Genomic DNA, 12,459 nt, shown 5'->3' on the forward strand with positions numbered 1-12,459 from the left:
TGTATTCATGGATAAAGGTGCAAAGGGCTACTCTTTGTAACTGGCTTCGAGTATTTTGATGTCCTCAAGGAGCTTGTCAATATCCTCACGATCGGTGCCGTCATAAAAGCCACGAATCCGTTTTTCCTTGTCCACCAGAATAAAGTTTTCGGTATGGATCATATCAAAAGGCCCCCCATCACCATCATTTTTAACAGCCAGGTACGATTTCCGCGCCAACTCATAGATTTGTTTTTTATCCCCTGTCACCAAGTTCCATTTGCTATCTACCACACCTTTTTCCAATGCATATCTTTTTAATTGGGCGACAGTGTCTATTTCCGGGGTCACGGAGTGGGAGAGGAGCATTATGTTAGGATTGTCCATCACCGCATCCTGTATTTCGGTCATGTTTTTGGTCATGATCGGGCAAATGGTAAGGCATGTGGTAAAAAAGAAGTCGGCCACATAGATCTTGTCCTTGTAATTCTCTTGGGTGATGGTATCCCCATTTTGGTTCACCAAGGAAAAATCGGCCACTTTATGGTATTTTTTGGTGTAGTGCAAGGTGCTGTCAACCAAAGATTTATCGACCATAGAGGGTTGGTACACGGGAAGCATTTTTTTAGGTTGTAGCGCATTATAGAATAGATAAACGATAACTGCCGATAGCGCCAACATTACCATTCCGAACAGCTTGTACTTTGCGAAAAATGATCCCATGGTCACAAAATTACGGTCCAAATGGCTATTCCTCAAGTATAAAGCCACTAATTGTTGCTAAATCTTTCTTAAATCGTAGTGGGATGAAAACTGAGGTTTTTTTATCAAAACCTAAAAGGTTACTTTTGTGCGTTTTAACAAAAGACGACGAATGACCCCTATATTGATCAAGACCATACAATTCTTTCTGAGCTTATCGCTTTTGATCGTGCTTCACGAGCTGGGACACTTTATCCCGGCAAAGCTTTTTAAGACCAGGGTGGAAAAGTTTTATCTCTTTTTTGATGTTAAATTTTCCCTTTTCAAAAAGAAAATCGGTGAAACCGTTTATGGTATTGGTTGGTTGCCCTTGGGCGGATATGTGAAGATATCCGGAATGATCGATGAGAGCATGGACAAGGAGCAGATGCAACAAGAGCCAAAACCATGGGAGTTCCGCAGTAAACCGACATGGCAGCGTTTGATCATAATGCTGGGCGGGGTAACGGTGAATTTTATTTTGGCCGTAGTTATTTTTATTGGATTGGTTTTTACTTATGGTGAAGAGTACATTGCCAACGACAGCCTAAAGGATGGAATATGGGTGACGGAGAAGAGCTTGGGAGACGAATTGGGAATCCGTACAGGAGATAAAATTTTGTCTGTTGATGGTGAAAAGATAGAGGCATTGCAGCAAGTGCTCCCAGCAATGGTCTATGGTGAAAATTACACCATTGAAAGGGATGGACAAGTTATTGAAAAAACAATCCCTGTTGATTTTATAGAAACCTTATCTGAGGATAAGGAAAAGGCACGTTTTATATCTTTTCGTCTCCCTTTTATAATCAACGACATACCAAAAAAATCCCCAAATGCGGACAGCGGACTCCAAAAAGGTGATGCAGTTGTTGAAATGGCTGGAAAACCTGTAGAGTATAAAGATGAAGTAACCCCCATTTTAGAAGCGAACAAAGGAAAAGAAGTGCCAATTAAGGTTATGAGGGACGGAAGTCCAGTAGACCTAACCATTTCCATTACGGACGAAGCTACATTGGGTGTGGTTCTAGGAATGTCACCCGAAGAATATAAAGAGGCGGGCTATTTGGAATTAAAAACTTTAAAATATACTTTTTGGGAATCGATTCCCGCAGGATGGAATAAGGGAGTAAAAACACTTTCGGATTACATCAAGGGAATGAAGAAAATATTTAACCCAGATACGGGTGCCTATAAAGAGGTGGGAGGTTTTGCAGCTATTGGTGGCATGTTCCCTGATACATGGAACTGGCCTGCATTTTGGGCCACAACGGCATTTATATCCATTATTTTGGCATTTATGAACATTCTGCCTATCCCTGCATTGGATGGTGGTCACGTAATGTTCTTGCTTTACGAGATGGTTACCGGCCGAAAACCAAGCGATAAATTTTTGGAGTATGCCCAAATGATCGGTTTCTTTATTTTGATTGCTTTATTGCTGTTTGCTAACGGCAACGATTTGTATAAATGGCTTTTTAAATAGAAAAGCAATTTTTTTGTTTGTGGTGTAAAAAAGATTCTATTATATTTGCACCCGCTTAAGGTAAAATATTCCTCCTTAGCTCAGTTGGTTAGAGCATCTGACTGTTAATCAGAGGGTCCTTGGTTCGAGTCCAAGAGGGGGAGCAGAGATAGTAAGGCTTCAGAGAAATTCACACTCTGGAGCCTTTTTTATTTGCACGCGGAGTGAAAAAATAATATTATAATTCCCCATAAACAGGCATGGATTTGCGGCAAACTATAAATAAACAAAGAGTTTTTTTCTTTTGACAAATTAATAATAGTCTGGGAATGGGCTATATAGTTTTAGCCATTTTTAAGCTATTCTTTTAATAGGCCTGAATAAGGATCTGGTTATTTACTTGGTTTTACCTTATTTACGCACATCTGATTTAACGCGATTCTAGGGTTCAGGCAATATATTTTACTTTAATTTTGTACATTGTTGTACCAATACAAACTCTTCCCATGGGCATCGAAACATATTTTCAACTATTAACTGACGCCGAAAAGAAATTTTTACCTGAAAAGTTATTTTTTGGTGGAAATGAAAATTTGTTATATGAAAAGAGAAGGGTTTCAGTTGTAGGTTCTAGGGCCGCTACCAAAGAAGGCTTACAAAGAGCTAGAATAATCTCATCGACTTTAGTAAAACATGACATCATCGTCGTTAGCGGTTTGGCAAAAGGTATCGATACTATTGCTCACCAAACTGCAATAAATTCTGGGGGTCAAACTATAGCGGTTCTGGGAACTCCTTTAAATGTTTCATATCCAAAAGAGAATGCCAATCTCTTGGAAATGATTAAAAAAGAACATTTAGCCGTTTCACAATTTCCCGAAGGATATCCGACTCAACCAAAGAATTTCCCAATTCGTAATAGAACAATGGCCCTAATATCAGACGCTACAATTATAATAGAGGCATCCGAAAAAAGTGGAACTCGTCATCAAGGTTGGGAGGCCCTTCGTTTAGGGCGGGAAGTATATATTTTGGAAAATGTTATTAAGGAAAAGGAAATCTCTTGGGCGAAAGAAATGTTGGATTACGGCGCCCAAGTACTTTCAAGGGATAATGTTGATGAGATATTTACTGACATCCCTTATTTGACCTCAAAGTTTGAGGGTGCCTTTTGAGATTCCATTCGCTACAATGCTTGAATATGCTAGCAGGGGAACCAATGAAAAAGCACAGCTTTCAAAACGAATATGCGGTAATATTAAGTCAGGAAATTCCCTAGTTATTGAAAGACTCATTTACTATATGTCTAAATTACCCCTGAATCACCCAATTTCAGAGATGTTCAGAGATAATCCAGTATTGGTTCCAGCACCTCGTAGTACACCAATGGTTGAGGGTGCACTTTGGCCAACAAGAATTTTATCAGAGCACCTTGTGAATTCAGGTTTTGGTGGAAGTGTACAAAACTTAATTGCAAGAATAGCTCCTGTCCCAAAATCAAGTAATTATTATACTGCTGAAAGTCGTCCCTCTTGCAACACCCATTTTAACAGCTTATTGTGTACGCCACCACAAGCGTTTATTCAAAAGTTAATTATTGTTGACGATGTTTTTACTTTGGGAAGAACATCGTGTGCCTGTGTTAGGAAATTAAAAGAAATCTATCCAAACGCGGAAATATTGGTTTTCGCGGCTATGAGAACTCGTGGATTTGTAGCTTCCTTAGACGAAATAGTTAGGCCTTCGTATAATCAAATGATTTATCACCCGGAGCAAGACCGTATTTTTTTGCCCAATTAAGTTGTTAAACCAATTATTCTTAATTCAATAATATAGGTTAATGGTATCTATACATTTTTGACTAAAAAGGGATTTTTTGTAGGATATTCCAGACATCTTCTTTTTTTAATTTTTTCTTCAAAAACAAAAAGATATACTTCTGACTGGTGAGATATAATCTTGAAGTATTCCAGTGTAGCTTGGGAAACATTTTGGTATTATGATAAGACACAATATCCCTCAAGGTAAAATGTTGATTATCCTCTTCCTCATCCATAAATCTGGCCTTTACACTATGAGGGGTGATGTGCTTGCCCTCTATGCGCAGCTGTTGAAATGATTGGAACAGACCAGAGTAGAACTCATCAAGATATTGATTGATGGATTTAGCTTCAAAGGAAGAGCTTTTTACACGCTGCTTTTTAGAATCCCAATATGTGATTTGAATTCTTCGTTTTAAACTGATGTTGAGCTTTTTTACCATTCACAGAAATCCTAGCGTAAATGGGAGCTTTGCCATCTTTAGACCTACCGGAATAAAGCCAAAACAGAACGGAAAAAGTGGAATTTGACCTTTTTAGGAATGTTGTACCTATGTTGTACCCGTGAAAATAAAAAAGCCTTTCGATTTCTCGAAAGGCCTGTGTTTACTGGGCTCCCCCTCTTGGGCTCGAACCAAGGACCCTCTGATTAACAGCAGCTTTTTTTAGCTGTCATTAATTTTCATTTGGCTTCTTATAGTTTGATTATCAATATATTATGAAACTTTTCTTTTCATTTAGAAGTATCAATACTACCTTTAATTGACCATTTGTTGTACCTATGTTGTACCCAAAATACCGCTGAAAAATGATCAATGTGCGAACAGTTTTAAGAAAAAAACAGCTTTCTGATGGAAGTTATCCGGTATGTCTTCGTGTGACCAAAGATAGACGATCTAAATACTTCAAGACCATTTACAACGCATTTCCGAAAGAATGGGATGAACGCACCGGTTCCTTCAATAAAAACCACAGCAATTTTATTCAGGACAATCGGTTATTGTTGAAGTTTCGGGACAGGGCGTTAAAAGTTATTGCAGAATTGGAAATGGAAAAGGATGATTTCTCTTTGAGGGAATTTGAACATAATTTCAGGCTGGCGTTCAATCCGGTCAGAAGAAACGTTTTTGATTTTTGGGATGAACTGATTAAAGAATTAAAGCTTGCCGGTAGAATGGGCAATGCCCGCTTCCACAAAGACACCAGTAAATCCGTCCAGAGATTTTTGAAGTGGGACAAAGACCTTTCCTTTACGGACATAACCCCCTGCATTTCTAGAAAAGTATGAGGCCTATCTGCGCTCACGAGGTGGCACAGATGGCGGTATTGGTGTTCGGATGCGTTCCATAAGGGCTTTGTTTAACCAGGCCATCAGAAGAAACATTGTAAAGGAATCGTTATACCCATTTCGTGCATACAAAGTATCGATATTAAAAGGAAGGGGAGCCAAAAGGGCACTTAACTTTATAGAAGTGAAACAAATAATCAATGTTGACCTAATTGACCATCCTGAGCTTCGCGATAGTAGAAATTACTTTGTTTTTAGCTTCTATACCCGAGGGATGAACTTTGCCGATATGATGAAATTGAAATGGAAGGACATCAAAGGTGGGAACATTTATTATACCCGTTCTAAGACCAAGGGAAATTTCACTATTCAGATTCTACCACCAGTTCAGGAAATCTTGGATTATTATCGCAAGAATTCATTGGGCACGAAATATGTCTTTCCCATTTTACTCCATGACGAACTTAGCCCTAACCAGATAGAGAACCGTAAGACCAAAGTGCTTAAAAATTATAACAAGGATTTAAAGGCTATTGCTGAATTGGCCGAAATTGAAAAATCTGTGACCAGTTATGTGGCACGTCACAGTTTTGCCAATTGCCTTAAGCAAAAAGGTGTCGCAACAGATATTATCAGTGAATCATTGGGGCATCAGAACATGGCCATCACACAGGCCTATCTTAAAGAATTGGATACTTCGGTGGTGAATAAAGCTATTGAGGTATTATTATAATAAATTCAAACTACAAGAGTAATACGTACCTGACCATCAATATTTTATTCCTCGTTTATAGAGATTCGGGTTATAACATATGATTTGAACAAAAAATGTGTTTGTCAAACCCATCATATAAATTCGCGAAAATTATCTCTGTGCACAACATTGATTTCTGCATCATAAGTCTCCATGAACATTTTGGGAAACTTGGCCTTGGCCTTAGGGTTCCACTTAAATTCATATCCTCTGATTTTACCGGACTCTTCCTCTACATAGTCAATTTCCTGCTGTTGTTTTGTCCTCCAAAAATATGATGAGGCTAAGGAACTCTCATAGGTCAACTTTTTTATACGCTCACTGATCAAAAAATTTTCCCACAACCCTCCTGTATCGGTACGACTGTCCAGTGTATTGAAATTCCCGATAATGGCATTTCTGACCCCTGTGTCATAGAAATAAATTTTTTGATTTGTTTTGATCTCATTTCGAAGATTTCTACTAAAACTCGGCAACCTAAAGATTACATATCCCTTTTCAAGAATGTCAATATAGCTGTTCACGGTGTTTTTATCCACCCCGACCAATTGTGCGATTTCATTGTAACTGACCTCATTCCCTATTTGGAGTGCCAATGCCCGTAAGAGTTTCTCCAATACCTGGGGCTTTCTAATGCCGCTGAACGCGAGAATATCCTTATACAAATAGCTACTGGTCAACTCCTTCAATATTTCGATTTCCTCACCTTGGTTATTGATAACGTCCGGGTACATCCCATATAAAATTCGCAATTCCAGTTGCTGTTCTGCTTTCACATATCCGACATGGCCTTCAAATTCCCCCCAAGAAATAGGATAGAGCCGAAAATCCCATTTTCTTCCTGTTAAAGGCTCGTTCATTTGATTTTTGAGCTCAAAAGCTGATGAGCCACTGACCAACAATTGCACCTGTTTGAACTGATCAGTAATTATCTTAAGGGTAACCCCAATATTTTCAATCCTTTGGGCCTCATCGATAAATAGAGTCTTATGGTTCCCAATGATACTTTTTAATTGCTCCGTATTTGCATTTCCCAGCAGATTTCTGACCGTAGGGTCATCTCCATCCAGAAATAGATGTTCCTTATTTTCCAAAATTGAATTGATCAAGGTGGTCTTTCCAACCTGTCTTGGACCAATTACGATAATTGCCTTGCCCTTGTCCAACTTTTGGATAATTTTTTGTTCCAATATTCTTTTAATCATATATAATCAAGTGAACGTGTTCACCAAAAGTAATGTCTTTTAATGAATTAAACCTCGGAAATTGTTGTTTTACCTGAATTTTAGCATTCGGACTCCAAAATCCATCAAGATTAGATGGTCCAATAAGAAAACAGTAGGTTGAATTCCCAGAACCTTTGGAAAGTGTGTAATTTTAATCCACAATAAAACAACCAAATCAACGGACTGATTAAATATGCCGATGAACAATAAACAACGTACCGCCACCATCAAAGAAAAAAAATACCCTTATTTTACATGGGTCGATATACAGGACCCCTCCGACGAGGAAGCCAATGAATTGGTGACCGCCAAAGGTCTGAGCCCCATCTTGGTTAAGGATAGCCTACAGGCAGGGCACCTTCCCAAGCTTGAACCCATCGAAGAAGGTTATTTTATGATATTGAGGGCATGTACACAGGAAGTTGACAAACCTACCTCTATAATTGATTTTTCCAACAAAATCGCCTTTTTTGTGTTCAAAGATCGTTTGATCACCATACATAGGGCGGAGTATGCCTTTCTCGATAGTGCTCCCCCCCATATAAAGCATGTGGACGCACTCGTGCTCCATATCGTGGACAACATGGTGGACAGTTTTCAGGAACCGGTGGAAAACCTGTCCAACAAGATCGATGATATGGAGAACCATATCTTTACCAAAAAAGGGAGCAATCTCACTCTGGAGCAGCTTTACTTCCTAAAATCCAAGGCTCGTATCGGTAAAAAACTCATTGGGCTCATCCAGACCGTCATCAACGAGTTAGCGGTGGGCAAGGGCCACAAGTCTAGATTACAGGACATCAAGGACAGTCTTACCGCCCATCACCTGCTCTACGACGAGGCCGTGGAGGATACCAACGGGCTTCTGGACTCCTACCTATCGGTCACCGCACAGAAAAGCAACGATGTCATGAAGGTTCTCACCATCTTTTCGGCTTTTTTCCTTCCCCTGACCTTCATTGCGGGAATATATGGGATGAACTTTGATGTTATGCCCGAGCTTCGCAGGCAAAATGGGTACTTCTATACCTTGGGGGTTATGGTTCTGATCTGCCTTATCGTATTTCTTTGGTTCAAGAGAAAGCGTTTCTTTTAGCCCAAATCCCTACTTTTGCTCAAAAAACTGGGGTATGGTATTTTATATCATGGACAAACCGGGCGGCAACCTTGAATAATACCAGACTTTGCCCATGTCATCGCCCAATGACATCATCGGGCTCGATCGGTTGGTCATATCCTTGTACATGGAAATGGTCCGATTCAACCTTTCCAGTTCTTTCTTAACGGCCGTCTTAATTTTTTCTTTATTTTCCCATAAACCTACAAAAATGGCCCGTCCACGGGTTATTCCAAGACATTGACATTGATCATCTTGTCCGCTTTGATCAATAACTTATGGCTACTGCTTGATAGATTGGTGATATATACCTTTTTGTCCACTTTGTGGTACCGTTCGGTCAGCTTGTTCACCGCCTCTATTGCGGACATGTCCACGATACGGCTTTCCCTAAAGTCGATGATGATTTCCTTGGGGTCATTGAGCACATCGAACTTTTCATTGAACATCTTGATGGAACCAAAGAACAGGGGGCCATATATTTCGTAATGCTTGATGCCCTTTTCGTCGATTCGCTTTCTGGCACGGATACGCTTGGCATTGCCCCAGGCATAGACCAAGGCAGATATCACGACCCCTATCAAAACAGCTAGGGCCAAGTTGTGCAAAAACACCGTAACGAGTATCACGATCACCATGACGATGATATCAGATTTAGGGTATTTGTCCAGCACTTTAAAACTTACCCACTCAAACGTTCCGATCGCCACCATGATCATCAGCCCGGTCAAGGCCGCCATGGGTACTTTTTCGATGACGCCAGCCCCGAACATGATAAAGAGCAGCAGGGCTACAGCGGCAACAATTCCTGAAAGACGTGCACGTGCCCCGTTGGATATGTTGATCAGACTTTGTCCCAACATGGCACATCCTCCCATTCCGGAGAACAGTCCGGAGGCGATATTCGCCACCCCTTGTGCAGCGGCCTCTTTGTTGGTACGTCCTCGGGTCTCGGTAATCTCGTCGATAAGTTCCAAGGTCAGCAGACTTTCTATCAAGCCAACACCGGCCACAATGGCCGCATATGGGAAAATAAGCGTCAAGGTTTCCAATGTAAAGGGAATGTCGGGTATATGGAACGGGGGAAACCCACCTTGTATGGAGGCGATGTCACCTACAGTCTTGGTGTCTATTCCAAAAGCAACCACAACCCCAAAGACCACCAATATGGCGACCAAGGATGCCGGAACGGCCTTGGTGATCTTCGGCAGTCCCCAAATGATGAGCATGGTCAAAAGCACCAGCCCCAGAATCACATACAATGCGCTGCCCGTAAGCCAATCCCCAGAGGGATTCTTGAATTGGTCCAATTGGGACATGAAGATAATAATGGCCAGCCCGTTCACAAACCCATATACCACGGGCAAAGGTACCAAGCGCATCAGGGTGCCCAGTCTCAAAGTTCCTGCAATAATCTGAAGGATACCCGCCTGTACCACGGTGGCGAACACATATTCCACACCATGGCTGTTTGCCAAAGCAACGATCACCACGGCAATGGCTCCGGTAGCACCGGAGATCATTCCGGGCCTTCCCCCAAAGATGGAGGTCACCAGACCCATGACAAAGGCGGCGTACAGTCCCACCAAGGGTGACAGGCCAGCGATCATGGCAAAGGCCACTCATAATTGTCTTCCTTTAGTTAAATGTTGACGAAGACGAAAGTCAAATCAAGTATGTAACCTAAATTACTTGATTAAAAAACAGCAATCTAAAAAATGTTGACGATTTGTGAACTGTTAAAGTACATATCAAAGGAATCCAATTAAAATCAAAAAATATTAAATACTTGATTTTCATTTATTTAATGATTCATTGAATCATTGGGAAGTCAAAAAGTAGCCCCGGCAAGAATCGAACTTGCATCTAAAGTTTAGGAAACTTCTATTCTATCCATTGAACTACGGGGCCATCTGTAAAAATGGACTGCAAAAATAGGTTTTTTTAAAAACTTTATGCAACCGTAGGGGTCAATTTAGGGTGATTTTCCCTTTAAACCATTGGAGCGGTATGGCTAAGTCCGTTTTTTCTCTTCTTCTTTTAGTATTTTTTCCAAATAAGAACGTGACAAGGGCTTGTCCACGTAACCAGAGATTATCCCATTCTCTTTGGCTATGGCTCGATCCTTGGCATTGGTAAAGGCTGAAAGTACATATACGCTTGGAAGTTCGTGCTCCACGAACAAATTTTTTAGGTTTTGCAAAAAATCCCATCCGTTCATACCATCCATAACAAGATCTAAAAAGATAATGTCAGGTAATCTGTCGTGCTCCTCAATGGAACTGAAACAGGCTTGAATGCCCTCCTCACCGCTGGAACAAGTAATAATATCAAAATCGCCGTGGGATTGTTGTATGCAGTATCGGGTGGCAAATTGGGACACCAAATCATCGTCTATAATAAACGTAGTTAGCTTCATGTAGGGACTATTACGTAAGTTTTGGGACAGACAAAGCTATATGCTGGAGACCAACAAACCATTCATGATCGTTGTTTTGTCCAAATATCCCGTTAAGTCACTCTTAGTGTGGCAATTTACTCCTTAAAACACCATACGCAAAGGCTCCAAGTAATGCTCCGACCAAAACAATGACTATGGGCCAATACCCTGCTCCCACCAAAATATAGATAGGCCCGGGACAAGCACCGGCCAAGGCCCACCCCAATCCAAAGAGTGCTCCGCCCAAAATATACCTAGCGATAGATTTTTCTTTGTCCAGTATAGCAATTGTTTCTCCCGAAAAGGATTTTACTTTCGATTTTTTGATCCATTGCACCAAAACAATGCCCACTGCCAATGCCGAGCCAATGATTCCGTACATGTGGAACGAATCAAACTGGAACATCTCATAGATCCTGAACCACGAAGCCGCTTCCGATTTATACAAAACAATTCCCAAAAAGGTACCCAATATGATGTACACTATATTCTTCATACGGCAAAAATTAAGGGGAACAATAGATGAACCATGATCAGTCCGCCGATAAAGAAACCGATAACTGCAATCAAAGAAGGTCGCTGTAAGTTGCTCAAACCAGAAATGGCATGTCCAGAGGTACAACCTCCAGCATATCGTGTACCAAAACCCACCAAAAAGCCAGCCACCAAAAGAATGATCCAAACTTTAGGGTCGGTAAGGGATTCCATACCAAAAAGTTCCGTGGGCAAATAGGCCGTGCCTGCACTGTCAAACCCGAGTTCTTGCAGTTTTGAAACGGTTTTATCCGATATGTTCACAGCCGGATTTGGAGAGAGCCAATGCGCGCCCAAGAATCCCCCAATAACAGAACCAAGGACGACCAAAAGGTTCCACCGTTTGGATTTTACATCTGTTTTGAAGTAATCCGAAAACTTTCCTGCACCACCAATGGAACAAAAAGTTTCCAAGTTGGAGGACATTCCAAAACGTTTGCCCATAAGAATCAATAAAGCCATGATCAGGGCAATGAGCGGGCCTGATACATACCAAGGCCAAGGTTGATAAAGCATTTCCGTGAGTTTTTGACAAAGATCACGAAAATGCCTTAAATATCAAACCTATGGAATATCAACAACAGCTCTTATCGGAATCTTGTACTCCGAATTTCTTCAAAATATCTTCCAGCAAACACCATTTGGTCAAGGATGACTGAAGCAGATTAGCACCTACAAATGCAGTAAACCAAAGCCAATTTTGACTTACATAAATGGCCAAAACCAGACTTATCAATATAAACGTTCCCGCTACGCCTCTTACAATTCTATTTTTCATGATTTTATTTTTATACAGTTCTTTCAATAGGTACTTCGACCGCCCGAATAGGGTTTGTGGTCTCACTTTTTTGGTTGAATTCTTCCAACAATTTGAAAAACTCGGTGACTTTTTCTTCCTCGGTGAAGGAAAAAAACAGGTTGGATGCTGCGCCCCCCTTTTCACTGGGGAACCAACTATTGGTGTAGAACATAGGCGGAGTGTTTTTGTACCCATCTATGTCCGACCCGCTAAAATTTTCTATACCTGCCTTTTTGAAGAGTTTGAACACTTCCTTTTCATACTCTTCGACCGTGGTAACAATGATCATTTTCATGTGC

Annotated in this window: 15 protein-coding genes and 2 tRNA genes; 7 read left to right on the forward strand and 10 right to left on the reverse strand. The window is 40.8% G+C overall.

Translation table 11 applies throughout. The features are described from left to right. Window positions 1–27 precede the first annotated feature (27 nt). Window positions 28–702, reverse strand: a complete 675-nt coding sequence (locus tag VM932_RS01635) for an SCO family protein (RefSeq protein ID WP_326276842.1) — start codon at window positions 700–702, stop codon at window positions 28–30. Window positions 703–853: 151 nt separating this feature from the next. On the opposite strand from VM932_RS01635, the gene rseP reads away from it, so the two are divergent. The 4 genes from rseP to VM932_RS01655 all read left to right on the forward strand — a co-directional run bounded on the left by rseP (window position 854) and on the right by VM932_RS01655 (window position 3,982). Beyond that, on the forward strand, window positions 854–2,203 hold the full coding sequence (rseP, locus tag VM932_RS01640; RefSeq protein ID WP_326276843.1) for an RIP metalloprotease RseP: 1,350 nt from the start codon (window positions 854–856) through the stop codon (window positions 2,201–2,203). Window positions 2,204–2,272: 69 nt separating this feature from the next. Continuing rightward, a tRNA-Asn gene (locus tag VM932_RS01645) sits at window positions 2,273–2,346 on the forward strand. A 342-nt stretch (window positions 2,347–2,688) separates the two neighbouring features. Further along, a complete protein-coding gene (locus VM932_RS01650) occupies window positions 2,689–3,357 on the forward strand; it encodes a DNA-processing protein DprA (protein ID WP_326276844.1) in 669 nt (222 codons plus the stop codon). Between the two features lie 16 nt (window positions 3,358–3,373). Further along, window positions 3,374–3,982, forward strand: a complete 609-nt coding sequence (locus VM932_RS01655; RefSeq protein WP_326276845.1) for a phosphoribosyltransferase — start codon at window positions 3,374–3,376, stop codon at window positions 3,980–3,982. Between the two features lie 61 nt (window positions 3,983–4,043). Here VM932_RS01655 and VM932_RS01660 read toward each other — a convergent pair whose 3' ends face one another. Beyond that, window positions 4,044–4,445, reverse strand: a complete 402-nt coding sequence (locus VM932_RS01660; protein WP_326276846.1) for an Arm DNA-binding domain-containing protein — start codon at window positions 4,443–4,445, stop codon at window positions 4,044–4,046. Window positions 4,446–4,819: 374 nt separating this feature from the next. On the opposite strand from VM932_RS01660, the gene VM932_RS01665 reads away from it, so the two are divergent. Together VM932_RS01665 and VM932_RS01670 are read left to right on the forward strand one after the other, a co-directional pair. After that, window positions 4,820–5,290, forward strand: a complete 471-nt coding sequence (locus VM932_RS01665; protein WP_326276847.1) for a phage integrase SAM-like domain-containing protein — start codon at window positions 4,820–4,822, stop codon at window positions 5,288–5,290. Between the two features lie 184 nt (window positions 5,291–5,474). Next, the gene (locus tag VM932_RS01670; RefSeq protein WP_326276848.1) at window positions 5,475–6,023 is read left to right on the forward strand and encodes a site-specific integrase; all 549 of its coding nucleotides are present in this window, start codon (window positions 5,475–5,477) and stop codon (window positions 6,021–6,023) included. Between the two features lie 113 nt (window positions 6,024–6,136). Here the strand turns inward: VM932_RS01670 and VM932_RS01675 are convergent, their stop codons facing one another. After that, window positions 6,137–7,249 carry an ATP-binding protein gene (locus VM932_RS01675; RefSeq protein ID WP_326276849.1) on the reverse strand — a complete coding sequence of 371 codons (1,113 nt, stop codon included), beginning with the start codon at window positions 7,247–7,249 and terminating at the stop codon, window positions 6,137–6,139. A 220-nt stretch (window positions 7,250–7,469) separates the two neighbouring features. Between VM932_RS01675 and VM932_RS01680 the strand changes: the two genes are divergently transcribed. Further along, window positions 7,470–8,366 (forward strand): CorA family divalent cation transporter, encoded by an 897-nt coding sequence (locus VM932_RS01680; RefSeq protein WP_326276850.1) that lies wholly within the window; start codon window positions 7,470–7,472, stop codon window positions 8,364–8,366. Window positions 8,367–8,614: 248 nt separating this feature from the next. On the opposite strand, the gene VM932_RS01685 is transcribed toward VM932_RS01680, so the two are convergent. The 7 genes from VM932_RS01685 to VM932_RS01715 form a co-directional block, all read right to left on the reverse strand. Further along, window positions 8,615–9,997 (reverse strand): SulP family inorganic anion transporter, encoded by a 1,383-nt coding sequence (locus VM932_RS01685; protein WP_326277123.1) that lies wholly within the window; start codon window positions 9,995–9,997, stop codon window positions 8,615–8,617. Window positions 9,998–10,226: 229 nt separating this feature from the next. Next, a tRNA-Arg gene (locus tag VM932_RS01690) sits at window positions 10,227–10,298 on the reverse strand. Between the two features lie 103 nt (window positions 10,299–10,401). Further along, window positions 10,402–10,806 carry a response regulator gene (locus VM932_RS01695; RefSeq protein WP_326276851.1) on the reverse strand — a complete coding sequence of 135 codons (405 nt, stop codon included), beginning with the start codon at window positions 10,804–10,806 and terminating at the stop codon, window positions 10,402–10,404. 103 nt (window positions 10,807–10,909) lie between these two features. Further along, on the reverse strand, window positions 10,910–11,323 hold the full coding sequence (locus VM932_RS01700; RefSeq protein WP_293166723.1) for a DUF6691 family protein: 414 nt from the start codon (window positions 11,321–11,323) through the stop codon (window positions 10,910–10,912). Then, window positions 11,320–11,877, reverse strand: coding sequence for a YeeE/YedE family protein (locus tag VM932_RS01705; protein ID WP_326276852.1), 558 nt, complete (start codon window positions 11,875–11,877; stop codon window positions 11,320–11,322). The genes VM932_RS01700 and VM932_RS01705 overlap by 4 nt, the downstream gene beginning before the upstream one ends. A 58-nt stretch (window positions 11,878–11,935) precedes the next feature. Further along, window positions 11,936–12,139 carry a YgaP family membrane protein gene (locus VM932_RS01710; RefSeq protein ID WP_293166727.1) on the reverse strand — a complete coding sequence of 68 codons (204 nt, stop codon included), beginning with the start codon at window positions 12,137–12,139 and terminating at the stop codon, window positions 11,936–11,938. Window positions 12,140–12,149: 10 nt separating this feature from the next. Further along, complete coding sequence (locus VM932_RS01715; RefSeq protein WP_014032911.1) at window positions 12,150–12,455, reverse strand: hypothetical protein; 306 nt, start codon at window positions 12,453–12,455, stop codon at window positions 12,150–12,152. Window positions 12,456–12,459: the final 4 nt, after the last annotated feature.

Source organism: Flagellimonas halotolerans, from assembly GCF_035818535.1.
GTDB lineage: Bacteria > Bacteroidota > Bacteroidia > Flavobacteriales > Flavobacteriaceae > Flagellimonas > Flagellimonas halotolerans.

What these genes read in the sequence shown, in the direction of transcription:
- VM932_RS01660 (WP_326276846.1), bottom strand. Translation starts at nt 4,445, where the DNA reads ATGGTAAAAAAGCTCAACATCAGTTTAAAACGAAGAATTCAAATCACA.
- VM932_RS01715 (WP_014032911.1), bottom strand. Translation starts at nt 12,455, where the DNA reads ATGAAAATGATCATTGTTACCACGGTCGAAGAGTATGAAAAGGAAGTG.
- rseP (WP_326276843.1), top strand. Translation starts at nt 854, where the DNA reads ATGACCCCTATATTGATCAAGACCATACAATTCTTTCTGAGCTTATCG.
- VM932_RS01635 (WP_326276842.1), bottom strand. Translation starts at nt 702, where the DNA reads ATGGGATCATTTTTCGCAAAGTACAAGCTGTTCGGAATGGTAATGTTG.
- VM932_RS01675 (WP_326276849.1), bottom strand. Translation starts at nt 7,249, where the DNA reads ATGATTAAAAGAATATTGGAACAAAAAATTATCCAAAAGTTGGACAAG.
- VM932_RS01705 (WP_326276852.1), bottom strand. Translation starts at nt 11,877, where the DNA reads ATGCTTTATCAACCTTGGCCTTGGTATGTATCAGGCCCGCTCATTGCC.
- VM932_RS01655 (WP_326276845.1), top strand. Translation starts at nt 3,374, where the DNA reads ATGCTTGAATATGCTAGCAGGGGAACCAATGAAAAAGCACAGCTTTCA.
- VM932_RS01650 (WP_326276844.1), top strand. Translation starts at nt 2,689, where the DNA reads ATGGGCATCGAAACATATTTTCAACTATTAACTGACGCCGAAAAGAAA.
- VM932_RS01710 (WP_293166727.1), bottom strand. Translation starts at nt 12,139, where the DNA reads ATGAAAAATAGAATTGTAAGAGGCGTAGCGGGAACGTTTATATTGATA.
- VM932_RS01700 (WP_293166723.1), bottom strand. Translation starts at nt 11,323, where the DNA reads ATGAAGAATATAGTGTACATCATATTGGGTACCTTTTTGGGAATTGTT.
- VM932_RS01685 (WP_326277123.1), bottom strand. Translation starts at nt 9,997, where the DNA reads ATGATCGCTGGCCTGTCACCCTTGGTGGGACTGTACGCCGCCTTTGTC.
- VM932_RS01680 (WP_326276850.1), top strand. Translation starts at nt 7,470, where the DNA reads ATGAACAATAAACAACGTACCGCCACCATCAAAGAAAAAAAATACCCT.
- VM932_RS01695 (WP_326276851.1), bottom strand. Translation starts at nt 10,806, where the DNA reads ATGAAGCTAACTACGTTTATTATAGACGATGATTTGGTGTCCCAATTT.